General features: G+C 68.1%; 24 protein-coding genes. 4 read left to right on the top strand and 20 right to left on the bottom strand.

Annotated elements, in window-relative coordinates; translation table 11 throughout:
- Positions 1-72 precede the first annotated feature (72 nt).
- Genes QRN27_RS11300 through QRN27_RS11310 form a run of 3 tightly spaced genes read right to left on the bottom strand, consistent with a single transcriptional unit; the run spans position 73 to position 3,889 of the window.
- Positions 73-942: a carbohydrate ABC transporter permease gene (locus tag QRN27_RS11300; protein WP_082456000.1), complete on the bottom strand. Its 870-nt coding sequence runs from the start codon at positions 940-942 to the stop codon at positions 73-75.
- A complete protein-coding gene (locus QRN27_RS11305) occupies positions 939-1,883 on the bottom strand; it encodes a carbohydrate ABC transporter permease (protein ID WP_285042326.1) in 945 nt (314 codons plus the stop codon). The genes QRN27_RS11300 and QRN27_RS11305 overlap by 4 nt, the downstream gene beginning before the upstream one ends.
- Entirely contained in the window at positions 1,880-3,889 is a 2,010-nt protein-coding gene (locus tag QRN27_RS11310; RefSeq protein WP_285042327.1) for a beta-galactosidase, read from the bottom strand. The genes QRN27_RS11305 and QRN27_RS11310 overlap by 4 nt, the downstream gene beginning before the upstream one ends.
- Positions 3,890-4,040: 151 nt before the next feature.
- Between QRN27_RS11310 and QRN27_RS11315 the strand changes: the two genes are divergently transcribed.
- On the top strand, positions 4,041-5,063 hold the full coding sequence (locus QRN27_RS11315; protein WP_285042328.1) for a LacI family DNA-binding transcriptional regulator: 1,023 nt from the start codon (positions 4,041-4,043) through the stop codon (positions 5,061-5,063).
- 5 nt (positions 5,064-5,068) lie between these two features.
- Here the strand turns inward: QRN27_RS11315 and QRN27_RS11320 are convergent, their stop codons facing one another.
- A complete protein-coding gene (locus QRN27_RS11320) occupies positions 5,069-5,650 on the bottom strand; it encodes a hypothetical protein (protein WP_285042329.1) in 582 nt (193 codons plus the stop codon).
- 267 nt (positions 5,651-5,917) lie between these two features.
- On the opposite strand from QRN27_RS11320, the gene QRN27_RS11325 reads away from it, so the two are divergent.
- On the top strand, positions 5,918-6,532 hold the full coding sequence (locus QRN27_RS11325; RefSeq protein ID WP_285042330.1) for an amidase domain-containing protein: 615 nt from the start codon (positions 5,918-5,920) through the stop codon (positions 6,530-6,532).
- 92 nt (positions 6,533-6,624) lie between these two features.
- On the opposite strand, the gene QRN27_RS11330 is transcribed toward QRN27_RS11325, so the two are convergent.
- From QRN27_RS11330 to QRN27_RS11365, 8 genes are all read right to left on the bottom strand, one after another.
- Positions 6,625-6,906 carry a hypothetical protein gene (locus tag QRN27_RS11330; protein WP_285042331.1) on the bottom strand — a complete coding sequence of 94 codons (282 nt, stop codon included), beginning with the start codon at positions 6,904-6,906 and terminating at the stop codon, positions 6,625-6,627.
- A gap of 85 nt (positions 6,907-6,991) precedes the next feature.
- Complete coding sequence (gene rarD, locus QRN27_RS11335) at positions 6,992-7,897, bottom strand: EamA family transporter RarD (protein ID WP_285042332.1); 906 nt, start codon at positions 7,895-7,897, stop codon at positions 6,992-6,994.
- Positions 7,898-7,929: 32 nt separating this feature from the next.
- Positions 7,930-8,442: a hypothetical protein gene (locus tag QRN27_RS11340; RefSeq protein ID WP_285042333.1), complete on the bottom strand. Its 513-nt coding sequence runs from the start codon at positions 8,440-8,442 to the stop codon at positions 7,930-7,932.
- A 40-nt stretch (positions 8,443-8,482) separates the two neighbouring features.
- Positions 8,483-9,574, bottom strand: a complete 1,092-nt coding sequence (locus tag QRN27_RS11345; RefSeq protein ID WP_285042334.1) for a hypothetical protein — start codon at positions 9,572-9,574, stop codon at positions 8,483-8,485.
- A gap of 162 nt (positions 9,575-9,736) precedes the next feature.
- Positions 9,737-10,978 carry a D-mannonate dehydratase ManD gene (gene manD, locus QRN27_RS11350; protein ID WP_285042335.1) on the bottom strand — a complete coding sequence of 414 codons (1,242 nt, stop codon included), beginning with the start codon at positions 10,976-10,978 and terminating at the stop codon, positions 9,737-9,739.
- A gap of 29 nt (positions 10,979-11,007) precedes the next feature.
- Positions 11,008-12,399: an MFS transporter gene (locus QRN27_RS11355; protein ID WP_285042336.1), complete on the bottom strand. Its 1,392-nt coding sequence runs from the start codon at positions 12,397-12,399 to the stop codon at positions 11,008-11,010.
- Positions 12,400-12,460: 61 nt separating this feature from the next.
- Positions 12,461-13,465, bottom strand: coding sequence for an L-idonate 5-dehydrogenase (locus QRN27_RS11360; RefSeq protein ID WP_285042337.1), 1,005 nt, complete (start codon positions 13,463-13,465; stop codon positions 12,461-12,463).
- Positions 13,462-14,979 (bottom strand): mannitol dehydrogenase family protein, encoded by a 1,518-nt coding sequence (locus tag QRN27_RS11365; RefSeq protein WP_285042338.1) that lies wholly within the window; start codon positions 14,977-14,979, stop codon positions 13,462-13,464. The genes QRN27_RS11360 and QRN27_RS11365 overlap by 4 nt, the downstream gene beginning before the upstream one ends.
- A 154-nt stretch (positions 14,980-15,133) precedes the next feature.
- On the opposite strand from QRN27_RS11365, the gene QRN27_RS11370 reads away from it, so the two are divergent.
- Entirely contained in the window at positions 15,134-16,099 is a 966-nt protein-coding gene (locus tag QRN27_RS11370; RefSeq protein ID WP_285042339.1) for a LacI family DNA-binding transcriptional regulator, read from the top strand.
- Positions 16,100-16,109: 10 nt separating this feature from the next.
- On the opposite strand, the gene QRN27_RS11375 is transcribed toward QRN27_RS11370, so the two are convergent.
- From QRN27_RS11375 to QRN27_RS11395, 5 genes are read right to left on the bottom strand one after another with little or no spacing between them, the layout of a single operon-like run.
- Complete coding sequence (locus QRN27_RS11375) at positions 16,110-16,907, bottom strand: ABC transporter permease (protein WP_285042340.1); 798 nt, start codon at positions 16,905-16,907, stop codon at positions 16,110-16,112.
- Positions 16,904-17,863 (bottom strand): ABC transporter ATP-binding protein, encoded by a 960-nt coding sequence (locus tag QRN27_RS11380; protein ID WP_285042341.1) that lies wholly within the window; start codon positions 17,861-17,863, stop codon positions 16,904-16,906. The genes QRN27_RS11375 and QRN27_RS11380 overlap by 4 nt, the downstream gene beginning before the upstream one ends.
- Positions 17,860-18,084 (bottom strand): helix-turn-helix transcriptional regulator, encoded by a 225-nt coding sequence (locus tag QRN27_RS11385; RefSeq protein ID WP_285042342.1) that lies wholly within the window; start codon positions 18,082-18,084, stop codon positions 17,860-17,862. The genes QRN27_RS11380 and QRN27_RS11385 overlap by 4 nt, the downstream gene beginning before the upstream one ends.
- Complete coding sequence (locus QRN27_RS11390; protein ID WP_285042343.1) at positions 18,081-18,503, bottom strand: hypothetical protein; 423 nt, start codon at positions 18,501-18,503, stop codon at positions 18,081-18,083. The genes QRN27_RS11385 and QRN27_RS11390 overlap by 4 nt, the downstream gene beginning before the upstream one ends.
- Positions 18,500-19,588 (bottom strand): ABC transporter permease, encoded by a 1,089-nt coding sequence (locus tag QRN27_RS11395; protein ID WP_285042344.1) that lies wholly within the window; start codon positions 19,586-19,588, stop codon positions 18,500-18,502. The genes QRN27_RS11390 and QRN27_RS11395 overlap by 4 nt, the downstream gene beginning before the upstream one ends.
- A gap of 119 nt (positions 19,589-19,707) precedes the next feature.
- Here QRN27_RS11395 and QRN27_RS11400 point away from each other — a divergent pair, with 119 nt between their 5' ends.
- Positions 19,708-20,877, top strand: a complete 1,170-nt coding sequence (locus QRN27_RS11400) for a low temperature requirement protein A (RefSeq protein WP_285042345.1) — start codon at positions 19,708-19,710, stop codon at positions 20,875-20,877.
- Positions 20,878-21,055: 178 nt separating this feature from the next.
- Here QRN27_RS11400 and QRN27_RS11405 read toward each other — a convergent pair whose 3' ends face one another.
- The 3 genes from QRN27_RS11405 to QRN27_RS11415 are packed head-to-tail and all read right to left on the bottom strand — an operon-like array spanning position 21,056 to position 25,430.
- Positions 21,056-22,723, bottom strand: a complete 1,668-nt coding sequence (locus QRN27_RS11405; RefSeq protein WP_285042346.1) for an ABC transporter ATP-binding protein — start codon at positions 22,721-22,723, stop codon at positions 21,056-21,058.
- A gap of 59 nt (positions 22,724-22,782) precedes the next feature.
- Entirely contained in the window at positions 22,783-24,705 is a 1,923-nt protein-coding gene (locus tag QRN27_RS11410) for an FtsX-like permease family protein (protein ID WP_285042347.1), read from the bottom strand.
- 2 nt (positions 24,706-24,707) lie between these two features.
- A complete protein-coding gene (locus QRN27_RS11415) occupies positions 24,708-25,430 on the bottom strand; it encodes an ABC transporter ATP-binding protein (protein ID WP_056780476.1) in 723 nt (240 codons plus the stop codon).
- Positions 25,431-25,502: the final 72 nt, after the last annotated feature.

Genomic DNA, 25,502 nt, shown 5'->3' on the forward strand with positions numbered 1-25,502 from the left:
CCGTTCTTCTGTGAATGGTGAGGGATGGTGTTGCTGGTGCGGGTGGATCGGGAGGTGCTGATCGGCGGGCGGTCACTTCACGGCGCCGGCACCGAGGCCGGACCGCCAGAACCGCTGGAGCAGGAGGAAGGTGATGACGAGCGGGATGATCGACAGGAACGCGCCGACGAGGACGTACAGGCGCAGTTCGGGGATCTGGTTCACCTGCGAGTTCCACGAGTAGAGCCCGAGGGTGACGGGGAACAGCGCTTCGTCGCGCAGCATGATGAGCGGCAGGAAGAAGTTGTTCCAGATCGCGACGAACTGGAAGAGGAACACGGTGACGAGCGCCGGGAACATCAGTCGCACGGAGATGGTGAAGAAGGTCCGCACCTCTCCTGCGCCGTCGAGCCGCGAGGCTTCGAGCAGTTCCTCCGGCACGCTCGACGCCGCGAAGATGCGGGTGAGGTAGACGCCGAAGGGGCTGACGAGCGACGGCAGGAACACGGCCCAGAAGGTGTTCGTGAGGCCCACCTGGCTGAAGATCAGGAACAGCGGGAGGGCGAGCGCCGTGGCCGGAACGAGCACACCGCCGAGCACGACGTTGAAGATCAGGTCGCGGCCCGGGAACCGGTACTTGGCGAGCGCGTAGCCGCACATCGCCGCGAACAGGGTGCCGAGGAGTGCGCCGAGCCCGGCGTACAGCACCGAGTTCAGCATCCACTTCAGGTAGACGCCGTCACGGTAGGCGACGAGCTGTCCGACGTTCTCGAAGAGGTTGAAGTCCGCGAACCAGAGCGGCGCGGTGTTCGAGAACTGCGAGGACGACTTGGTCGACGCGATGAACAACCACCAGATGGGGATGAGGAAGTAGAGCGTGAAGACGAGCATCACGATGAGCGCGCCGGCACGCGACAGGCGGCTCTCCTGCGGGCCGCGGCCGGTGGACAGGATGGCGGTCATTTGCCTTCCTTTCGCTGCGTGAACTTCAGGAACCCGAACGAGAGGACGAAGGTCGCCAGCGCGAGCACGACCGAGAAGGCGGCGGCGAGGTTCACGTTCGGGATGGACGAGGTGGTGTAGACGGTGAGGTTCGGCGTGAAGGTGCTGCTCACGGCCGAGCTGAAGGACCGGAACACCTGCGGTTCGGCGAGGAGCTGAAGCGTGCCGATGATCGAGAAGATCGCGGTGAGGACGATCGCGGGCATCACCAGCGGGATCTTGATCGACCAGGCGATGCGGGCCTGGCCGGCCCCGTCGAGCCGCGCGGCCTCGTAGATCTCCGTCGGGATGGAGAGGAGCGAGGAGTAGATGATGAGCATGTTGTAGCCGACGAACACCCAGGTGACGACGTTCGCGATGGCCCAGAGCACGAGGTCGGCGGAGAGGAAGTCGACGTTCTGCGTGATCGCGGTGAACGGCGACAGGTTGGGCGAGTAGAGGAAGCCCCACATGATGGCGGCGATGACGCCGGGGACCGCGTACGGCACGAAGAAGGCCAGGCGGAAGAACCGCTTGCCGCGGAGCAGCGGCGAGTCGAGCAGCAGCGCGAAGAGGAGTGCGAGGCCCAGCATCACGGGCACCTGGACGACACCGAACAGGAGCACCCGGCCGACGGACTGCCAGAACGGTCCGTTCTGGAAGACCTGCACGTACTGGGCGAAGCCGCCGAACACCTCGCGGGCCTGGCCGAAGGTGCCGTCGCGCTCGATCACGAGCAACGACTGGTAGACGGCGTAGCCGATCGGCACGAGGTAGAACAGGGCGAACAGGACGGCGAACGGGACGATGAAGAAGGCGATCGCCCGCTTGTGCTGCACCACCGCCTTCGGCAGTCGCGCTGCCGTCCGCCGGCGGGACGGACGTGGTGACGTCGCCTCCGCCGTCTCGATCTTGACGCTCATCGCGTGCGGTCCTCTCTGATGACGCGCACGGCGCCGGCTGGCACGCGTGCGATGGAGTCGACGGGTTCGCCGGTGACGAGCTCGTGCCCGGTCGCCGGCAGCTCGACGTCGTGCGTCGAGTGATTGATGAGGAAGCGGTAGCTGCGGTCCTCGCCGACGCGACGGATGACCTCGAGGCCCGGCAGCCGCTCGTCGCCCTGCGGCACGGCGCCCGCGCCGGCTGCGGCGTCGCGCAGGACGGCGTCGAGCGCGTCGGCGTCGAGGTTCGTCGCGAGGTACCAGGCGTCTCCGCCGCCTGCGATGCGGTTGCGGGTGATCGCCGGTCGACCGATCGAGGGGCCGTCGGCGAAGGTGTCGAGGACCTCGGCGCCGCGGGCTCGGGTGCGCTCGGACCAAGCGGTCGCCGTCTTCCCGGAGGCGAGCGTGAGGGTCCGCCCCGGCAGGACGGGCGCGAACTCCTCCGTGTTGACACCGAGCAGCTCTCGGAACGCGCCCGGGTACCCGCCGGGGCGGACGCGGTCCGCTTCGTCGGCGATCCCGCTGAAGAAGGTGATCACCGCGTGACCGCCGGCTGCGACGAAGTCGGAGACGACCGCCGCCTCGGTGTCCCGCACGAGGTAGAGGTTGGGGACGACGACGAGCCGGTACGCCGAGAGGTCCGCTCCCGGACGGACGACGTCGACCGTGTGGCCGAGTCGACGCAGCGAGGCGTGGGCGGCGTGCACCTGCGAGAGGTAGTCGACCGCGTGGGTCGGGCGGCTCTCACCGTCGGCGGCCCACCAGTTCTCCCACGAGAACATGAGCGCGACGTCGGCCTGCACGCGCGTCCCGACGATCTCGTCGAGTCGATCGAGGGTGCCGCCGAGCGCGACGACCTCCCGCCAGACGTCCGAGTCGGTGCCGGCGTGGGGCAGCAGGGCGGAGTGGAACTTCTCCGAACCCTGCAGGGAGGCCCGCCACTGGAAGAAGCAGACGGCCTCGGCTCCCCTGGCGACGTGCGTCAGCGAGTTGCGGGTCATCTCGCCGGGCGCCTTCGCGAGGTTCTGCGGCTGCCAGTTGACGGCACCGGTCGACTGCTCCATGAGCAACCAGGCGCCGCCGCCGGCCAGACCGCGCGTGAGGTCGCTCGCGAAGGAGAGCTCCGCGGTCGGGTCGGCGAGCCGGTTGTCGAGGTAGTGGTCGTTCGCGACGACGTCCATCTCGGGGGCCCACTGCCAGTAGTCCATGTTCCGGATGTGCGCGGTGACCATGAAGTTGGTGGTGACCGGCACGGTGCTGTGGCGGCGCAGGACCTCGAGCTCGGCCCGGTAGTAGTCGAGCAGTTCGTCGGAGGAGAAGCGGTGGAAGTCGATGACCTGGCTGGGGTTGCGGCTCGACAGCGTGAGACGCGGCGGCAGGATCTCGGCGAAGTCGCTGTACTGCTGGCTCCAGAACGAGGTGCCCCAGGCGGTGTTGAGGCGTTCGATCGTGCCGTAGCGGGCGCGGAGCCAGCCGCGGAACGCTTCGGCGGACTCGTCGTCATAGCAGAGCGCGTTGTGGCAGCCGAGCTCGTTGGAGACGTGCCAGAGCTCGACGGCCGGGTGGGCGCCGTACCGCTCGGCGACCCGCTCGACCAGCTCCAGCGCATACCGGCGGAAGACGGCGGACGAGGGGCACCAGGCCTGGCGGCCGCCGGGGAAGCGCGTCGTGCCGTCCTCGGTCTCGGGGAGGATCTCGGGGTGGCGGGAGGTGAGCCACGGGGGTGCTGAGGCGGTGCCGGTTCCGAGGTTGACCCGGATGCCCGCCGCGTGGAGCAGGTCGAGGATCTCGTCGAGGCCGGAGAACTCGAACTCACCCGGGCGCGGCTCGAGGTGGGACCACCCGAAGATGTTGAGGGCGACGAGGTCGACGCCGGCTTCCTGCATGAGGGCGACATCTTCGCGCCAGACGGACCGGTCCCACTGCTCGGGGTTGTAGTCGCAGCCGTAGGCGATGCCGTTGTAGCTGAACGTGGGGGTGGTGCTCATGATGCCTTCCGCGATCTGTGAACGTGCACAGATCGAAGAGCGACAACTCCACGTTGAGAGTCTGTGAACGTACACAGAGTACGGTCGATTTTCAGAATCTGTCAACACGACGAGCGCCGTGGCGCGTTCAGCGCGGCGCTAGGGTGGAGCCGTGACCCCTCCGCCGACTCGACGCAAACGGGCCACCGTGCACGATGTCGCGGTCGAGGCCGGCGTCTCCCGCGGCACCGTCAGCCGGGTCGTCAACGGCGAGCGGTACGTCTCGGCCGAGGCCCGTGAGGCGATCGAGGCCGCGATCGAGAAGGTCGGCTACGTGCCGAACACAGCCGCCCGGAACCTCGTCATGCAGCGCACGCAGGCTGTCGGGTTCGTCGTGCACGAGCCCCACAGCCTCTTCGTCGACGACCCCAACATCGGCAACATCCTCCTCGGCGCGAACGAGGCCCTCTCGCAGGCGGACCACCAGCTCGTCTGCCTCGTGGTCGACTCCGAGCGCGACACCGACCGCATCACCCGGTACCTCTCCGGCGGCTTCGTCGACGGGGTCATCATGGTCTCCGCCCGGGAGAACGACCCGATCACCCGGGTGATCGAACGCCTCGGGCTCCCGGCGACGTTCGTCGGTCATCCGCCCGACCTGCGCGAACTCCCGTTCGTCGGGATCGACAACCGTGCTGCTTCGGCCGACATCACCCGCGAGCTGATCGGTGCCGGCAGAGGCCGCATCGGCATGATCGCGGCGGCGCTCGATCGCGACTCCGGCTCAGACCGGCTCGCCGGCTTCCGCGACGCCCTCGGCGACCGGTTCGACGAGCGACTCGTCGTCGAGGTCCCGTTCTACTCCCACCAGGACGGCTTCTCGGGCATGACCGAGCTCCTCGCGCGAGCACCGGAGATCGACGGCCTCTTCGCCGCGTCCGACGCGGTCGCGGCAGGTGCGCTCGAGGCGTTGCGCGCCGCCGGCCGACGAGTCCCTGAGGACGTGTCGGTCGTCGGCTTCGACGACTCGGCCTGGGCCCTGCGCTGTCACCCGCCGCTCACGACCGTCCACCAGCCGGCGGCGGCCGTCGGTCAGCGCGCGGCCGAGGTGCTGCTCGCGCAGTTGCGGGGCGAGACCATCTCCCCCACCGGCTCGTTCGTCCCCACGTCGATCGTGCGTCGCGGGAGCGTCTGAACCCGTCAGCGGTAGCAGCCCTCATCGGAGATCAGCACCACGTACTCCCGGGCCCCCTCGGTGTACGCCTGCACACCGAGGGCGTCGTCGAAGCTCTGCAGGTCGATCGCATCGGCCGAATCCGAGAGGTCGAAGCTGATCCAGGTCGGCTCGTCGGTGCCACCGAGGTAGACCGGCCAGCCTTCGTCGGCGAAGTAATCGGCGATCGTTTGCTCGCTCGACTCGCTCGTGCCCGGAGCGACCTCGAACGTCTTCATCGAGCGCGCGAAGGAGACCTCGCTGCCGTCCGAAGCAGCTGAAGAGCACGCCAGTTCCTCCCATTCGCCCTCTTCGCTGATGATCGTGTTGAACGGGATGAGCGACGAGGCCACGGTGAGCGTGGCGTTCGCCTGGGCACGAGCTTCTGCAGGCGAGGGCATCGACTCGTCGATGAACCCGTCCTCGAGGAGGTCTTCACCGGTGAACCCTCGAGCGTTCAGCTCGGCTTCGACGGCCGCCGCGAATGGAGCGGCGCCGGCGATCATCATCGCGAGCGGCGCTGCGTAGCCGACGAGCTGCAGCACGAACGCCGCGATGATCACGGTCACCAGGCCTTCACCGAGCGGAGATCGATTCGTCGACGACGGCGAGTGTTGGATCACGGAGTGCCCTTTCGTCCGGGCCCGGTTCACGCGGTTGCTCCCGGAGCAGGCAACCGCGTCGTGCTGCGGATGGCGACACGACGGATCGCGTACCGTCCAGGCGACACCGCATGATCTCAGATCTCGCCGCGGCCGATCGACGACCCCGCGCCTTAATGTCGGACGGACCGACCCACACGGTTCCCCCAGCAGGCCACGCCTAACGTTGGTCGGATGATCACCTCGGGAATCACGCGGCGCCTTCGCGCCATCCTCGCGGCGGTCACCGTGGCGGCCGCGGCGATCGGCCTGTCGGGATGCTCGCCCGAGCAGATCGAGCAGCGCTCCTACAACGCGTCGATCCAGGCGCAGCTCGACTACGTGCACGCGCACTGGAATTCGTACAACGACGCCGAGTACGGCGCGCTGCCGGACTCCGACTGCGTCAACTTCGCCAGTCAGTCGCTCATCGCTCGCGGGTGGCAGATGGACGACGACTGGTCGTTCGACACCGATGCCGACGGCGACCACGAGTACTCGGACGCGTGGGTGAGCTCGACGCTGTTCGAGCGCTATCTCCGTGCCCACCCCGAACGTGCGACGGAACTCGCCGCCACCGACCTCGGCGCGTTGCAGCTCGGCGACATCGTCCAGTTCGATTGGGATGACTCCGGCGACGAGGATCACACCGGCATCGTGACGAGGATCGTGGGCGATGGTGCCGACCGGCAGGTGTACTTCGCCGGCCACACGCTCGACAGCCACTACCGTTCTGTGACGAACGCGATCACGGAGACCTATCCGGGAGCGCGAGTGACCTACTGGCACCTCGCAGCACCCGCGAGCTGAAGCTCCGCTCGCGCATCCCCTTCGCTCGCCATCTTTGGGCGAACGAGCACTCAGTCGCCCAAGAATGGGCGAACGAACGTTGGTGGAGCGACTCAGAGCAGGAGCGTCGGGCGCCGGACGGCGGCCCGCTTCGCCTCGTCGAAGGTGTCGACGTGCAGCCATTCGGGCGGGCTGGGCGCCACGATGAGGACGTCGTACCCGGTGCCCTGCGCCTCCACGTAGGCGAGACGACATTCGGGCGATGACGGGTCGGCGTCGTTCGAGATCCGCCACTGGCGGGTCCCGATCGGGACGACATGATGACGCTCGGTCGAGTCCTCGACACGTGGGAACGGCGACTCGAGCGACACTGCTGGAGCATGCTTCGTAACCATGCCCTCAGGCTAGGCGGCCGAGTGGAAGGCCCTTGGAGGCTTGACTTCACAGGTTCGCGGCGACGCGCCGGTGGCGGAGCGGTGCTCAGCGGCTCGGACGGCGCGCGGTCTCAAGGCCTAGTAGTACGAGGGCGATCACGATCGGCCCGTACACGAAGACGTCGGTGAGCGTCAGGGACTCCCCGAGGAGCAGCACCGCGACGAGCACCAGCAGCACCGGTTCCAGGTAGCTGAGCAGCCCGAAGACGCCGAACGACAGCAGGCGGCTCGCGACGAGGTACAGCACCAGGGCGACGCCGCCGATCACGCCGAGCAGCAGGATCCCCCACCCCAGCTGCGGGTGGGCAGCAAGGACGTCGAGCGACGACGGTTGCAGGGCGAGCGTGACCGCGACGGGCACCAGGACGAGCAGCTCGAAGCAGAAGGCGCCGATGGAGTCGAGTGCGGCCCGGCGTCGGATCGCGAAGTACACCGGGTAGCCGACCGCGACCGCGATGGTCGCCCAAGACAGTCCTCCGGCCACGACGATCGCCGCGGTGACCCCGACGGCCGCTGCTGCCACCGCGGCGATCCGGAGCGGTGCGAGACGTTCCCGATGAAGGACGACGCCGACCACGACCATCGCCAGCGGCATCAGCAGATACCCGAGCGCGAGCTCGAGTCCGTGACCGGTCTGCGGTGCCCACCCGAACAACCACAGCTGCACCGACAGCAGGAGCCCGTCGAGCACCACCACCAGGATCAAGGCCGGACGACGCGCGAGACGGACCGCGATGTCGCGGACGTCCCGCCACCAGCCGAACACCCCGACGAGTGCGGCGAGCACCGGTACGGTCGCGATCACCCGCCAGGCGAAGATCTCGTTCGCCTCGAACGGCTCCAGCAGCGGCGGCAGGAAGAACAGAGCGGCGAACAGGAACGAGGCGACGACGGATACGAGGACCCCGCGAGGCGTCGTCTCGCGGTGCTCAGGGGGCAGGGCGTCCGTCACGGGTCCTCACCCTATCGTCGACCGTGATCAGCTCAGCTCGCGGCCGACTGTGCGGCCAGCACGAGGGCCTCGGCTTCGAGGCGCTCTTCCTCGGTCAGCTCTGAGTAGCCCGACTCCACGAACTGGTCCGTCTTCGGTTTCCGGAGTGAATAGAGGAACTCGATCGACGACCGCCTCGTGGTCAGGTCTTTCGCAAAGGCGCCGTAGCCGTTCCGCCGGTAGCCCCGAATGCTCGGTTGATCACGCACGGCGATCCGGAACCTCCCAGCGGCCACGCTCGGCCCGATGGAGAGGATGTCGTCGAGACTGACGACCCGTGATCGGAAGGCTGTGTACGCGACGAGGTGCTCGTCGAGCACGACGAACCGGTGCGTCATCCAGACCAGTGTCATCCAGGTGAGACCCGCGAGGATGACACCGATACCGAGCAGGACCGGTGTCGCTGACACCAGGTTGTCCTTCGGAGTCACCAGGAAGAGGAAGAGCGGCGCCGCACAGAGCATCAACACCTGCGCCTTCAAGCCGACCGCGGGCACGTACTTCACGAGTCGCCTCCCTTCATCGGGTGCATCACAACGCCCATCCTCACCAGGTGTACGGGACGAAGGTCCAGGTGCCGTCGATCGACAGCGAGACGGAGCCGTCCACCCATACCTCGCAGTCCTCCGCGGTCACGATGCCGAATTCGCCCGACGCCGAGGTGAACGCGGCGAGGAAGTCGGCACTGCCCCGACGGGTGGTGGTCACGAGGAACCCCTCCGTCGCCGAGTACTCCGCGAACTCGAACTCAGGACCGCGCGTCAACAGCCAGGTCACGCCTGTCATCTCGTCGCCCTCCGCATTGTCGATCGCGATCGAGCAGCCGTCGGGTTCGTAGGACGTCGATGCGACGCAGGCGTCCACGTAGGCGCGGACTGCGGCGGTCGCTCCCTCTTGCCCGCGCGCGGTCAACGTCGGATACAGGAACGCCGTCGGCCTGCCGCCCCAGACGGCGTCGACGCCAGGCACCTCGAAGTCGAAGAACCCGGTGGCCGAGTCGACCGCAAGGTCGTAGCTGCCCGGCCCGACGACGTAGACCGTCGTCTCGTCCACCTCGCCGACGCGCTCTCCGGCGACGGAGAGGTCGAGCGAGCCGAACCTGACCGTGGGCACCGTGATCGTCGGAAGGCTCGACGGTTCGATGCGCCAACCGCTGAACCACAGGAAGCCGGATGGTCGTGCACGCAGCGTGAACGCCGTGGTCTGGCGCTCGCCACCTCCGCGTTCATAGGCGACGTCGACCGTCGCGACCCCGTTCTCGATGGTGGTCGCGCCGACGCGATAGGCCGTGGGGCGGTCGGTCGCGAGCGCATACCGCTCATCGGTCAGGAGGTCGACGCTGTAGCCGAGTTCGGCGGCCGCTGCAGCGGTCCCGTCCATCGCGATCGCCTGTTCGAGGTGCCCGTCCTCCAGGGCGTCCAGGTAGGGCTGCAGCATCACCGACGGTGCCGTGGCCGCCGCCAGCGACACTGATGCCCCGACCGCCCAGGCTGCCGCGACGACGATCGTCGCGGCGATGACGCCGCCGAACGCGACGGGATGCAGCCGGCGCGACCGCGACGTGGCGGGAGCACCATCACCGACGAGCGCCTCCGGTCCAGCAGCGTCGGCCATGCCGATGGTCGGGTCTTCGTGCACCGGGCATCCTTCGATTCCGGGTCGCAGGGAGGAGCTGCCGTCCCGGAATCCGCAGCGCCTCGCGCATCGGGACGGACGTGGCGGAGATCCGCACGCGTTCGAGGCAGCACCGCATCATCTCACCTCGCGTGCGCGAAGCGCCAGAGCGGTCGAGGGCACCACTCACCAGTCGTGGACGGTACCGTCCGTCAGCCGGTTCACCGGGAGGTACGCCTTCGTGTACGGGAACGCCGCAGCCGCCTCCTCGTCGAGTTCGACGCCGAGGCCGGGCTCCTCGCCGGGGTGCAGGAAGCCCTCGTCGAAGGTGAACGACGTCCGGAACACCTCCAGGGTCTGCTCGTTGTGCGGCATGTACTCCTGGATCCCGAAGTTGTGGATCGCGAGGTCGAGGTGCAGGGCCGCGGCCATCCCGATGGGCGAGATGTCGGTGGGGCCGTGGATGCCGGACCGGATCCCGTAGATCGCCGCGAAGTCGAGCAGTTTCTTCATCGCCGTGATGCCACCGGTGTGCGTCACCGCCGAGCGGACGTAGTCGATGAGGCGCTCGGTGATGAGGGTCTGGTAGTCGTACACCGAGTTGAAGACCTCACCGATCGCCAACGGCGTGGTCGAGTGCTGGCGGACGAGTCGCAGGGCGGTCTGGTCCTCCCCCGGGGTGCAGTCCTCGAGCCAGAAGAGTTTGTACGGCTCGATGTCCTTCGCGAACCGTGCGGCCTCGATCGGCGACATGCGGTGGTGCCCGTCGTGCAGGATCCGCAGGCCCGTCCCGAAGTCCTGACGGATCTGCTCGAACACGCCCGGCATGTGCGCGAGGTACCCGGCGGTGTCCCAGGACTCCTCGGTCGGTGCTGTCGCGGCCGAGCCGTCAGATGCACGCTTCGCCGGCTCGTAGTCGTAACGCACGCCCGGTCCGGAGGCGGACACCCCGTAGACCTGCCCGAGGCCCGGGACGCCGGTCTGCACGCGCACGGCGGTGAAGCCGAGCTCTTGGTAGCCGGTGATCGCGTTCGCGAGCGCCTGGTAGTCCGTGCCGGAGGCGTGGGCGTACGCCCGGATGCCCGACCGGCTCGCCCCGCCGAGCAACTGGTACAGCGGCACGCCGGCCTTCTTCGCCTTGATGTCCCACAGGGCCATGTCGACCGCCGCGATGGCCGCCATCGTGACCGGGCCGCGCCGCCAGTACGGCCCGCGGTACAGGTACTGCCAGGTGTCCTCGATGCGGTCCTCGTCGCGCCCGATCAGCATCGACGCGACATGGTCGCCGAGATACGACGCAACGGCGAGCTCGCGCCCGTTGAGGGTCGCGTCGCCCCAGCCGACCACCCCGTCACTGGTGGTGATCTTCAGGGTGACGAAGTTCCGGCCGGGACTCGTGACGATGACGTCCGCACGTTCGATGCTCATGGGGTTCCTTTCGAGGAGGTCGAGGCGGCTCAGATGGCGTCGCGCGGATCGGTGAGGTCACGACCGGCGACCTCCGGCATCCAGATGGACGCGATCAGCGCGCAGAGGGTGAAGACGCCGAGCATGATGATGATCGGGATGAACGAACCGGTGGCGGCGGACACCCAGGCGGCGGCGATGACGGGGCCGGCGCCGGTCGCGACGATCGCCGCGATCTCCCGGGCCATGGCCGTGTAGGTGTAGCGGTTCCGAGCGCCGAAGAGTTCCGGCAGGGTCAGGTTCTCGAGCGACGCGAAGCTCATCACGGCCAGGTTGTGCAGGACGACATAGCCGACGAACACGAGCGCGGTCTCCTTGCTGTGGATCATGAGCATGGTCGGGACGATGACGATGAGCGCGATGATCGCCCACACCATGTACATGCGCTTCCGTCCGTAGCGGTCACCGAGCCAGCCGGAGAGCGGCACGGTGATGAAGGCGACGAGCGAGGAGACGATGACGGCGTTCACACCGATCGACCGGTCGAGCAGCAGGACGACGGTGATGTAGCTGATGAGGTACGTCTGGACGAGCCCCGAGTTGCCCGCCTGACCGAAGCGCAGGAGGAGCGCGATGGCGAACGCCTTGAGCGGCTTGCGGTTCATCGCCTCGAGGGTCCGGAGGTTGCCGGTCTCGGTGGCGAGCGCGATCGTCTCCTGCTTGGTGAGCGCCTTGCCGTCGACGACGTCGTCGCGCTCCTCGAAGACGGGGCTCTCCTTGAGGTTGAAGCGGACCCAGACCGCGAACAGCATGATCACGACGCTGCCGATGAACGGGATGCGCCAGGCCCAGGCGATGACCTCGTCCTCGCTGAACGCCAGGAGCAGGCCGGCCCACAGCGCCGAGGCGAGCAGGGTGCCGCAGTTGGTCCCGAGTGCGACGAGCGAGGCGATGATGCCGCGTCGCTTCGCCGGAGCGTATTCGGCGAGCATGACGCCGGCACCCGAGATCTCCGCGCCGGCTCCGAAGCCCTGCGCGATCCGCAGGAGCACCAGGAGGATCGGTGCGAGGAGACCCACCTGCGAGTAGGTGGGCAGGAAGCCGATGAGTGTCGTCGACAAGCCCATGAGCAGGATCGTGTAGAAGAGGACCTTCGTCCGGCCGGTCTTGTCACCGAGCCGGGCGAAGAAGAAGGCGCCGACCGGGCGGGCGACGTATCCGACGCCGTAGGTCGCCATCGCCGCGACGACGGCCATGGCCGGGTCCTCGTTGGAGAAGAAGAGGTCGGCGAACACGAGCGCGGCGGCCAGCGAGTAGAGCTGGTAGTCCATGAACTCGAGCGCGGTGCCGAGCCAGCCGGAGACGGCCGCTCGGACGAGGTCGCGGACGGAACGGTTCGCGGTCGGGTCACCGGTGGCGACTGCTGATTTCGGGTCTGACATGAGGTACTCCTTCGGACCTACGGGATGAAGCGGGAGTGGGGGTGGAGCGGTGGGGTGGGGCTCAGAAGGCGAGGAGCACCTTCGCGGAACGGGAGGAGTCGCGGGCGACGGCGAACGCGTCGACCGCCTCTGCGGCAGGGAGGACGTGGGTCACGACACTGTCGAGGAGGTCGCCCTCGGCGAGAAAGGCGATCGCGTCGTCGATCTCGGTCGAGAACCGGAACGCACCGCGGATGGTGAGTTCCTTGGCGAGCATCGGCGCGAGGTTGATCGCACTGGCGGCGTCGGGGAGCATGCCGACCTGGACGATCGTTCCGGCTCGCTTCGCCGCACGCACCGCCTGGGTGAGGGCGACGGGCGCACCGGAGCACTCGAAGACGACATCGGCTGACTCGTCGGCGACGGGGTCGCGCCCCGCGAGGAGCAGTGATTCCGCCCCGACCGTGGCGGCGCGGTGGAGGGCCTCCTCCCGCATGTCGCTCGCCGTGACCGCGGTCGCTCCGGCACGCACGGCGGCGGCGATCACGAGCAGGCCGATGGGGCCGGCGCCGAGGACGAGGACCCGGGCGCCGCGGAGGTCCCCGGCGAGCCCGACCGCGTGCATGGCGACGGCCAGGGGTTCGGCGAGCGCCGCGCGCTGCAGTGGGAGCGCTTCGGGCAGGACCCGCACCATGGACCGTTCGACGATCAGGTACTCCGCTGCGCCACCCTGTCGGTGCGGGTTCGCCGCGGCGCTGCCGAGGTAGTCGCCGCCCGGTCGCAGGTGCGGTCGTTCCTCGAGCCCGGGCAGGCTGGGGCCGTAGCGGGCGGGGTGCACGGTGACCCTGGTGCCGGGGGCGAGCCGACCGGATGGGTCCGCGTCGACCTCGGCGGAGAGTTCGTGGCCGGGCGTGAGGGGTTCGCGGATGACGTACTCGCCGTTCGCGCCGTGGAAGTAGTAGTGCAGGTCGGATCCGCAGATGCCGACGTACCGCACCCGGAGGCGGACCTCGCCGTCGCGGGGTTCCGGGGTGTCGGTGTCCTCCCAGCGGATGTCCTCTGCGCCGTGGATCGCGAGCGTCTTCATCGGTGGGCTCCTGTCGTGGTGGTCGGTCGGGCCGTGGCGGCGACGCTGTCCTGGATCGCCGCGTCGACGCCGTGTCGCGCGATGGTGTCGATCAGCTCGCCGACCCGGGCGATGAACGTCGGTCGCTCGGCGAGCTCCTGCCCGAAGAGGTGGAGCCCGGCGATGACCCGGTGGGCGAGCTGCGCGCCGTCCGTCGAGGCGTCCGCGAGGCGGGCGAGTTCCTCGCGGGCAGGGTCGACCATGGCCCGCGCGTGCGGACCGGGGTCGAATCCGGGCATCGGGGCGATGCAGGACAGGTAGGCCGCGACGGTGAGCGCGATGAGATGCGGTGTCGATCCGCTGTCGAGGCTGCGGAGGGCGGGCTCCGGGATGCGCTGGCGCAGTTTCACCGAGCCGTCGGTGCCGACCTGCGCGGTGCGGTGCCCGAGGGCGTGGTTCGCCCATCGTTCGAAGAGCTGCGCCTCGTAGGTGTCCACGTCGACCCCGGCGGGGAACCGCACCGAGGGTTCGTACTCGTGGTGCAGGATCGACCGCGCGGCCGATTCCACGTCGGGCATGGCGATCGCCTCCGAGATCGTGGCGGCCCCACGGAGCGCGCCGAGGTAGGCGATGAGGGAGTGCGTCCCGTTCAGCAGCCGCACCTTCATCTGCTCGTACGCTCCGACCTCGTCGGTGAACACCGCCCCGCCGGCCTCCCAGGCGGGGCGTGCGGCGGCGAAACGGTCCTCGATCGCCCACATGGTGAACGGTTCGGCGGAGACGGGCGATTCGTCACGGACGCCGAGGCGCGCCGATACGAGGTCGCGCAGCTGGGCGGTCGTGGCGGGCACGATGCGGTCGACCATGCTGGAAGGGAAGGCGACGGCACTGTCGAGGTAGGCGAGCGCCTCCGCACCCTCCGAGCCGGGCAGTTCGCCGAGGAAGGTCCGGACGAGCGCCTCGGTGCGGGCCCCGTTCTCGCTGAGGTTGTCGCAGCTGAGGATCGTCACGGGGGCACCGTTTCCGGATGCGCGCCGCTGCAGTCCGCGCGCGAGCTGGCCGATGGTGGTCCGGGGTGCACCGCCGCGCAGGTCGGCGGCGATGAGCGGGTCAGCGAGGTCCAGCAGGCCGGTCGACGGCGCGGTGCTGTACCCGTGCTCCGTCACGGTGAGCGTCACGACCCGGATGCGGTCGTCGGCGAGACCGGCGACGACGCGGTCGGGGTCCGCTGCGGCGACGAAGACGTCGGTGTGCACGGCCGGCACGGTGATCGCCGTCCCGCTGGGCGAGATCTCGGCGACGGTGTAGCGGAGGTCCTGCGCCTGCATGGCGTCGACGACCGTGCGGGAGCGTGAGGCGACGCCGACGATGCCCCAGTCGTCGCCACCGGCACGGAGGGCGGCAGCCGTGTAGACGGCCTGGTGGGCCCGATGGAAGTTGCCGAGGCCGAGGTGCAGGACACCGGCGGCGGAGGGTACGGGGTGTCCGGGCTGCGGGGCGGAACCGGCACCGAGTCGCCCGATCGGGCCCGTCATCGCGTAGCCTCGGGGCGCTGCAGCATCGGCTGGCGGAGATCCGCATCGATCGTCATGAAAGCGATTCTGATTGGTTTGTACAAAGTTTGTCAAGTAGTTTCATGGCGCGGGCATGCCGCATCATGAGTAGACCAGACCCCGCGAAGGATCAACCGTGACCGCCACCCTGACCGATGTCGCCCGTCACGCCGGCGTCTCCATCGCCACCGCATCGCGGGCCTTCGGCGAACCGGACCGACTCGCCGACGCGACGCTGGAACGGGTCCTGAGCGCGGCGGCGGACCTCGGGTACGCCAACCCGAACGGCGCGACGGCTGAGAAGACCTTCGGCGTCATCGTCCCCGACGTCGCGAGCCCCGTGTACGCGACGCTCCTGAAAGGCGTCCACGCCCAGGCCTGGCAGGGGCGGCACCGACCTGTGCTCTTCGACACCGACGAGGACCTGCACCGGGAGCACGAGCAGCTCGAACTGGCGCGGAAGCTCAACGGCATGCTCCTCTGCTCCCCCCGACTCCCCGACGACGAGATCCGTGCCCTCGTGGGCGACACCCCCGTCGTGGTCGTCAACCGCATCATCGAGGGCCTGCCCTACGTGGTGATGGACACGGAGAGCGGTCCGCGGCAGGCGGTCGAGCACCTGGCCGCGCTTGGCCACCGGCACATCGCCTACGCCGCCGGGCCCGAGCACTCCTGGGCGGACCTGCGCCGTGGTGACGCGGTCGCCGCAGCCTGCGCCGTCCTCGACATCGAGTTCACCCGACTGGGTCATCAGGCGGCATCGATCCAGGGTGGTCTGGCCGCGGCGGCGACGATCGTCGCGAGCGGTGCGACCGCGGTCATCGCCTACAACGACCTCGTCGCCCTCGGCATCGAATCAGGCGTCAGGACCCTGGGCAAGCGCTGCCCCGAGGACCTCAGCATCATCGGCACGGACGACATCGAGATGGCCTCGATCCGCCAGCCCGGGCTCACGACCGTCCGGCTCGCGATCAACCGGTGCGGATCGCTCGCGGTCGAAGTCCTCGTGCGAGCGATGTCCGGCGCCGCTCCTCGGTCGGTCGCGAGTCTCGATTCGCAACTCATCGTCCGCGAATCGACGGCGCCACCGCGTCGGTCCTGACTCGCCGGCATCACGCCAGGCGTTCGCGCCCGCCCCACCGGTGGAGTCGTCCGACGGCGAGACCCGCCACGAGCGCGCAGGCCGCGAGCAGCCCCCACATCAGCGCGAGCGGTGCCGGTGGCGGCGTCTGCGAGAGGATCGCGTCGAGCGTGCCGACGATCCAGGTCGTGGGGAGGACACGGAAGAGGCCAGCGACCCACTCGGGGAGCACCGTGAGCGGGAAGAGCGCCCCCGACGTCACGAGCGCCAGCATCGGCAGCAGGTACGCCACCTGCATCGCGACATCCGGGTTCGACAGCCGGGCGGCGAGCAGGTACCCGAGCCCGAGCAGCATGCACCCTCCGAGCAGGACCGTGACCGCGACGGCCACGAGGTCACCGATCGGACGCGACGGCGACGTCCAGGCCGCGAGGGCGACGATCACGACGGTCTGCCCCACGACCACCGCGAGGCGGATCGGCAGGTGCCCGAGCAGGAACGCGTCGTGACGCGCCGGCGTCGTCGACAGGGCGCGGAGCAGGCCGGTGCTGCGATGCCGGACGAGCGGGACGGTGGTGAGCGTGAACGCGACCGCCATGAGCCCGGTGGTCGCCACGAGGGGAAGCCCGCGCTCGAGCACGCCGGCCGGGGCGCCGCCTGCTCCCGCAACGATGGCGTCGACGCCCCAGAGCAACCCGATCAAGCCGAGGAAGCTCGCCACGAGGATGATGGCCGAGCTCGGGTCACGGAGGAGGTCGCGCGCATGGGCCGCGGTGAAGCTCCGAAGCTGCGACCGGAACGCCTGCATCGTGCTCGCGCTCGTGCTCACCGCTCGTGCGCCCGCTCGCCCTCAGCCGAGGCTCGCGGTCGGTTGGCGAGGTCGATGAAGAGGTCCTCGAGCGAGCCGTGCGCCACGCGGAACCCCCGCGGCCGAAGGCCGGTGGAGAAGGTGAGTCGGCGGAGGACGGCGTCGGGATCGTCGGTCACGACCTCGACGAGGGTGAGAGTGCCCTTCGGTGTCACGGTGATCGCACCGGCGATGTCATGGGACCGCAACTCGGCGACCGTGGTCGTACCGGGGATCTCGAAGGTCACGGTCGCCGTGGAGGCGTGCTCCCGAACCAGCGTCTCCGGCTCCCCCATGGCGGCGACCGACCCGTCCACGAGCACCGCGATCCGTTCGCAGACCTGCGTGGCCTCGTCCATGTGGTGCGTCGACAGCAGGATCGTGGTGCCTCGTTCCTGCTGTCGACGGATGATCGACCACAGGTTGCGGCGAGCCTGCGGGTCGAGTCCGGCGGAGGGTTCGTCGAGCACTATGATCTCGGGGTCGCCGATCAGGGCGATGGCGATGAGCAGGCGCCGCTCCTGACCGCCGGAGAGGTGCTTCACCCGCACCCGACGGGCGTCGCCGAGCTCGAGTTCGTCCAGGACGTCCTCGGGCGGTCGGACGCGGGCGTGGAACGACGCGAACAGCTCGAGCGTCTCCACGACGGTCAGCGTCGGGAAGAGGGTGGCGGCCTGCGGCTGCACCGCCAGGCGCTCCGTCACGAAGCGGCGGTCGCTCGCGGGGTCGTGGTCGAGCACCCGGACGGTTCCGGCGCTGGGTCGACGGAGTCCGACGATGGTCTCCAGCGTGGTGGTCTTCCCGGCTCCGTTCGGTCCCAGGAGTCCGAACACCTCGCCCTTTCGGACGCTCAGGGAGACGTCGCGCAGGACGGTCCGGTCGCCGTAGTGCTTGCTGAGCCGATCGACGGTGATGACGGCTTTGGCGTGGTCGTTCATCGTCGTCCTCCAGACGGCGGGGCATCGTGTTCGCCGGGGAAGAAGATCTCCTCGATCGGGCGCGCGAGGAGGGCACAGACACGGAACGCCAGGGGCAGCGACGGGTCGTAGCGGCCGGTCTCGAGGGCGTTCACGGTCTGCCGGGAGACCCCGAGGGCCTCCGCGAACTGGACCTGGGTCCATCCGCGTTCGGTGCGCAACGCACGGACGTCGTTCTTCATCGGTTCGCCCGGAACGAGAGGACGCCGATGCTGACGCCCCACACGGCCATCCCGCCGATGAACACCCACCACTCGGGCTGATCCACGACGATCGCCGCGGTCGAGAGGAACACGACCACGAGGCTGATCAGCATCGCCGCGCCGAACCCGATCGCGAGGCTGAGGAGCAGGAGCCCGCGCTGCAGTTCGTCGACCCGGCCGACGTGTCGGATCAGCGCGACCGCGATCCAAATCACGGGCACGAGTGGGACGAGCGCGACGACCACGCCTGCGGCGGAGCCCGGTTCGGTCGGGACGACCTCCGGCAGGAAGAGGAAGGTCACGAGGAAACCGACGGCTCCGGCTGCGATCTCCCACAGGTACCGCATGGATGCTCGTCGCTCCTGCGGTGTCGATCCCCGGTCGGTGTTCGCTCTCATGCTGTGACCTCGCTTCGTGTGTCGGCTGTTTCGGATGTGTCGTCCGTGCCCGGCCGGCGTTCGGATTGATCCCACTCGAACCGCCGGACGGCGAGCGCCCCGGCGGCGACGGTGACGACGGCCATCAGCCCCCACAGCGCCGGCACGGGCAGGAACGGTTCGGCCCCGGTCAGGGAGGCACTGGTGGCGGCCGCGAACCAGGTGGTCGGCAAGCAGTTCATGGCGAACTGCACGGCAGCGGGCAGGATCGCCTGAGGCAGCAGCCCCCCGGACGCGAAGACGAGTCCGAGGGTCACCATCACCATCGTCTGCTGCGTCGCCTCGGCGTTCCGCGATCGGGCGGCGAACACCAGTGCGACGGCGAACAGCATCGTCGTCCCCAGGAGGAAGGACGTGCCGAGGGTCAGCAGGTCGAGCCCGTCGATGTACCGGCGCCACACCGCGATCCCGGCGGTCAGGAGCAGGACGCCGACGGCGACCAGCGCGCGGAGCGGGAGCTGCGCGAGCAGGAAGGTCGAGCGCCGGAGCGGTGTCGTCCCGAGCAGACGGAGGAGTCCGCGCTCCCGCATCGCGACCAGCGGGACGGTCGTCCCGATGAACGCGACGCTCGCGACCCCGACGAGCACCACGATCCCGAGGTTCTCCTGCAGGGGGTCGAGCTCGACGTCGCCCTCGTCGTCCACCACGGTCACGGCGTCGGCACGGACGCCCGCGTCGCGGAGGCCGAGCCAGATCGGATCCCATGCCGCCTGGTCCGACGCGTCGAGGACGACCAGGGCCCGACCATCGGCCACCGTCACGACGGTGTTCCGCTCGGGTGCGTCCTCGGCGACCACGCGGACGCCGGCCCGTTCGAGGGCGGACGCGATGCGAGGGTCGGCGGCGTCCACCGAGGCGACAGGGGCGGGCCCGAGCACGACGAACGCCAGCCACATCGACACGTAGATCACGAGGATGATGCCGGTCATGAACCACATCGAGACCCCGGTCAGGGGATTCCTGAGCACGTCGCGGGCGCTCATCGCCGCGAGCCGCAGGAAGGCCTCGCGTCCGTGACCCTCGCGTCCACCGGTCGCGGGCCTCACCGGGGCACCTCGACGACGAGGACCGGAGTGACAAGGAAACCTGACATGCGTCAAGTGTGCTTGTCATCCCCGGGAGTGTCAAGTCCCCTTGGCATCCGTTGAGGCGGCACACTGAGACCATGTTGAACCGACTGGGCCTCCTCCGCATGTCCGGCCGCGACCCCGGCGAGGGCCACCGCGTCGCGAGTCCGCTCGAGTTGCTCTTCGACCTCGTCTTCGTCGTCGCCGTCTCGCAGGCCTCGCAGAACCTCCACCACGGCATCGTCGAGGGCCACGCCGCGGAGACGACCATCTCCTACGCGATGATCTTCTTCGCCATCTGGTGGGCGTGGATGAACTTCACCTGGTTCGCCTCCGCGTTCGACACCGACGACTGGCTCTACCGGCTGACGACCATCGTGCAGATGGCGGGTGTCCTCGTGCTCGCGGCCGGCGTGCACGACGCCATGGTGGAGGGTGATTGGGCGATCATCACCGTCGGCTACGTCATCATGCGCCTCGCGATGGTGGCGCAGTGGCTCCGGCTCGCGCTTTCCGACCCGGAGCAGCGGGCCGTCGCCCTCCGGTTCGCCATCGGCATCAGCCTGGTGCAGGTGCTCTGGGTGGCCCGCCTGGCCCTGCCGGTCGAGGGGCAGTTCTGGACCTTCTGGCCCGCGATGCTCCTCGAGGTACTGGTGCCCGTGTGGGCCGAGCGGGTCCACCGCACGCCGTGGCACCCCCACCACGTTGCGGAACGGTACGGCCTCTTCACCCTGATCCTGCTCGGTGAGAGCCTGCTCGGCTCGGCGAACGCCATCATCGACGCCGCCAACGCCGACCGCCGCATCGACGGCCTCGTCGGCCTCGCCGTCGCCGGGATCGTCCTCGCCGCCGGCATGTGGTGGATGTACTTCAGTCGCGAGCAGGCGGATCGACTGACGTCGGCACGGCAGGGCTTCACCTTCGGGTACGCGCACTACTTCGTCTTCGCGGCCGCCGGCGCCGTCTCAGCCGGGATCGAGGTGGAGCTCGACCTCCTGACCGAGGCCGGTGAACATCTCACCGCCGCCGACGCCTCGTTCTCGCTCACGGTGCCGGTCACCGTGTTCATGGTCGCGGTGTGGTTCGTCCTCCTCCGCGGGCGGATCTCCACCGGAGCCTCCGCACTGTTCCTCGTCGCTGCGGCGATCGTCCTCGCGTCGGCGGCACTCCCGATCGTGACCGTGCTCGGGACGGCTACGGCGGTCGGCATCGCGGTCGTCGTCCTCGAGGTGCAACGCGTCCGTGAGCGACGGGAGCCCGCTCGCTGAGCGACCCCGGACACGACGAAGGCCCCCGATTCCTCGGGGGCCTTCGTGTCACATCCACTGGTGGGAGGGTTCATAAAATCCGCGATCCCAGTCGGGAGTAGGGCTCGCAGAAGGGGGTTTTTGGCGCTTTCCACGCTAAGCCCCGGGTCGTGTGCTCATGCTGCCATGAACGTTGCCTTCACGCAGGAACGTGTTGCTGCGCACACAGTGTCCGGTAGAGCTCGCATCTGTCGAGGAGCTCGTCGTGCGCACCGACGTCCACGATGCGTCCGTGCTCCATCACGATGATCTTGTCGAAGTCGCGTACCTCCGCCAGACGGTGGGAGGCCATAACGATGGTCTTCGCCTGCGCACGCTCCCGCAGCAGCGACGACAGTCCCTCGGCGGAGATGGCGTCAAGGCTCGATGTCGGTTCGTCAAGGAGCAGCATCTCTCGGTCCGATAGCAGCGCTCGGGCAACACCCAGCCGCTGCCGCTCACCTCCTGAGAGGTTGCTACCTGACACTGCGACAGGTCGGTCGAGGACATCCCCGCCTATGCTGGCGAACAGCCCCACGTCCGCCAACGTCTGCAAGAGCGCACTGTCCGGAAGGCCGCGGTGCTCGATGTCGAGATTGTCTCGAACGGTTCCTCCCACCGGAGGCGAGTTCTGCGGCACCCACGCCATACGAGCTCGGTAATCGCCGAGCGGGCCGTCGTGAGCCGGCACTCCACGCATCCGTATGGTGCCACTGCTGGGTTCGTAGAACCTCTCGAGAAGAGCGAACACGGTGGACTTCCCAGACCCGGACGGGCCCACGAGAGCGACGTGCTCACCGTCACGGATCGTGACATCGAGCGGCCCGATGCGAGTCGCCGACCCGGCCGACACTTGCGGATACTCGAAAGTAACGCTCTCGAGTTCGACGAGCACCTCACCCGCGCACCCCAAGTCGGCGTGAGTGCCATCCGACAGGAGATCGCTCTCTTGCGGCGCGGAGACAATTTCATCGACGCGGTCTATCGCCGCAAGTCCCGTCTGAATGCTCACGAACGTCGAACCGACCTGAGAGACCGGTCCGACCATCATCATGAGGTACATCATGAACGCGATCAGCCCTCCGAGTGACAGGCTGCCCTCAGCGACTCGGACGCCGCCGAGAGCAAGCGTGACGATGAGGAGTGCTTGGGTGGCGAGGGTCATGACTGGTTGCATGTATGCACCCAACCGCGCCACCTTGATTGCGTTCGTCCTGACGTCACTGGCGTCGGCTGCGATGAGGGCAAGCTGCTGTCCGCCCACTCCGTAGGCTCGGATCAGCGGCAGCGCAGTCAGCGTGCGTTCGAAGCTGCCTGCGAGCGTCGCGGTCGCCGCCTGAGTTCTCCCGGACGCTGAGCGCACCAGTCGCCCCATGACGGTGGACAGCACCGTAGCAACAACGGTGATCACCAACGACAGAGCGAACAGAATCGGGTCGATGGTGGCCATGAGGACGGCCGCGACCGCGAAGGTGACGACCGCAGCGAGGAGTTTGAATACACCCGTCGTCAGAACGGATGATGAGGCGGCGGTGTCGGAGATCATTCGAGAGAGGAACTCACCCTGTGGCACCCGCTGCACGCGACTCATTGGCAACGACACGATGCGTGCCGACACGCGTGTCCGCAGTTCGAGGATGAGGTCGTGTGCGGTGCGAGCAAGAGCATACGACTCCACCCCGGCGAGTAGCGCCTGAGCGACAACCACCGTAGTCAGGATCAGCACCGCAGGAAGCGGCACTGACCCGGAAGTCAAGGCATCGAACATCTGTTGCAGCAGCAACGGTTGGGCAAGCCCCAGCCCCGCCCCCACGAGGGACAGCGCCACCAGTCCTCCGAGTCGCCAACGATGGCGTCGGATGAAGTCTCGGAGGGTGTTGCTTCGGATCATCGCTGGGTGTTCCTGGTCGCGACCACTGCGGCGATGAAAACTGTGGCGGTGAAAAGGAGACCCATACCCACAAACGCGAGAGCGATGTCGCCCCATGGAATGGCGCCGACAGCGGTGGCCATCTTCGTCGGGTCTTGCGCGAGATATCGCCATGCAATGAAGGCGAACGCGCCGGCAAGCAGCACACCGCTGGACACGATGAGAACGAGGGCTTCTGAGAGCAGTGTGCCTATCGTCCGAGCGCGGGATATCCCGAGCAGGCTCAGGAGTCGGAACTCGCCCCGGCGATTCATGACGGACGCGGTGAGGCCTTGGATCATGGCGACGATGGCGAGACCATAGATGGTGCCGAATAAGGCGATGTTTCCGGTGGCGGCGTTACTCTGGCGAAGCTCGACACGCGTCTGGATGAACTCGTCTTTCGTCATCGTCGGGGCGAGGTCGTCGACGCGCGCGGTGATGTCGAAGACGGCGGCGGAGTCCGCACTCACGAATACACGGATGTCCCACACCTCCGGGTCCAGGGTCTGCAGCATCTCCCAGTCGACGAGGAGTCCGGTGTAGATCCGGGAGGTGATGACGGCGGCGACGGTGAGGGTGGCCGTGGTTCCGCTCGGTGCCTCGACCGTGACGGTGTCTCCGACCTTGTCGCTCTCCCGTGTGGAGACGACGGCCGCGCCACCGGCGCTGTCGAAGTCGCCTGTTGTCATGTCCGTCTCGAAGACGTCCTGGTAAGCGTCGAGGTCTACGAAGTTGAAAACGGTGAGGAAGGTGCCGTCCGCGCGCCCCTGTTCGATGAGCCGGGTAGTTGCTGCGGAACGTACCACCGCCTTCACGCCCTGCATATTCCCGATGTCGCCGGTGACGGTGTCGGCATCCTTGACGGATGACGGCTCGACGATGAGGTCGGCATCCAGCTTGGAGTGATAGTCATCCTGCATGGTCGCCTGATCAGGCCCTGCACCGATGGCGAACCCGCCCATGACGCCCATCAGGATGAGCAGCGGGAGGACGTTGGATGCGAACCGTTGCGAGTCGCGGGAGGCGCGCTGCGCGACGAGGACACCCGAGCCGCCGATCAGGGGCCTGAGGAGCCAGCCCAACGCTCGCGCGACCACCGGAACGAGGACTGGTGCAAGTGCGCCGAGGGGGAAGATGATCAGCAGCGGGACGATGATTGAGGCGACAGGGTTCTCACTCCCGGTGTCCGGCATGAAAATGAGGAATGCGGCGAGCCCGACGACGGACGCGGCTGCGATGACGATACGAATCGCGCTCATCTTCTTGCCCTGTGTGCCCGTCGCAGACGCCTCGAGAGCGGCGAGAACATCGTTGGTCTGCTTGGAGCGAAGACTCAACCACGCGGCGAGCATAGAGCAGAGGATCATCCCTCCCGCGACCAGGCCCAGAGTGAGGACCGGGAAACCGAAATCCACCCGCAGGGTCTTCCCGAACACGCCCACGGCCTGGAGCAGGAGATAGAAGGGGTGGGCGAGCAGCCCACCGATGAGGACACTCGGGATCACGACCAACGTGGCGAAGACGAACGCCTCACCGGTGACCAATACGCGAACGCGCAACACACTCGCTCCTGCGAGACGAAGCTGGCCGAGTTCTCTGCGCCGCAAGGCGAGCATGTTCCGGAAGCCCAAGTAGACCAGCACGAGTGCGATCACCACCGTGGTGAAGCACATGACCTGCAGGATGCCCTGCGATGCGCTGACAGCGGCCCGAACGACGCGGGCATCGAACTCCGACATCGAATCGATCCGGACCGCCTGCCCGCTTGCAAGGCCGGTGAACAAGACCATCTCCGCGGTCGCGACGACCGTGGCGATACTGAGAAGGATGGCGACCCCGACATACGCCGCTCGATGGCGACGCACGAACGCCAGAGAGACGGGCAGCTGCTGAGCCATAGTCATCGCGCGGCGCTCTCCAGCCCCGTCATGCGAGAGCTGACGGCCTCCGCAGTCGGGGCGTCCATCGTGTCCACGAGTCGCCCGTCGACAAGGAACAGGACCCGGTCGGCGTATGCAGCGATCTGGGGATCATGAGTGACCATGACTACAGCAGTGCCGACGTCCCGGAACCGACGAAGCTGGTCCATCACCAGGAAACCGCTCTTGCGGTCCAGCGCTCCAGTCGGTTCATCGGCGAAGATCACGCGCCTGGTCTGAGCGAGGGCGCGTGCGATGGCCACGCGTTGCTGCTGCCCACCGGAAAGCTCTGCCGGGTACGACTTGACCTTCTCAGAGAGCCCAACGTTGGCCAGGGCATTCACGGCCTGCTCACGCGGTATCGCCGCTCCCCCAAAGAGGGAGGGCAGTGTGACGTTCTGCAACGCTGTCAGAGCATCGATGAGATTGAAGCTCTGAAAAATGAAACCGAACTCGTCACGTCGGAGAAGATCGAGCTGACGTTGCTTCGCGGTGGTCAGTTCCGTGGCGTCGAAGGTGACGGATCCCGCTGACGCACGGATGAGACCGGCGAGGCAGTAGAGGAGGGTGGACTTCCCGGAGCCAGACGGGCCCATGATGGCGGTGAACGAACCAGGCTCGAATGCGCAGCTGACACCGTCAAGCGCGAGCGTCTCCACCCGCCCGTTCGAGAACGTGTGCCCGAGTCCGGTTGCTGTGAGCATGTGCTGCCCTTTCGTAGAAGAAGGGTGGGACGCGCGTCGCCGCGCGCCCCACACGTCCGTGTATCAGTTCGG

It is taken from the genome of Plantibacter sp. LMC-P-059a (assembly GCF_030209505.1).
Classification (GTDB): domain Bacteria; phylum Actinomycetota; class Actinomycetes; order Actinomycetales; family Microbacteriaceae; genus Plantibacter.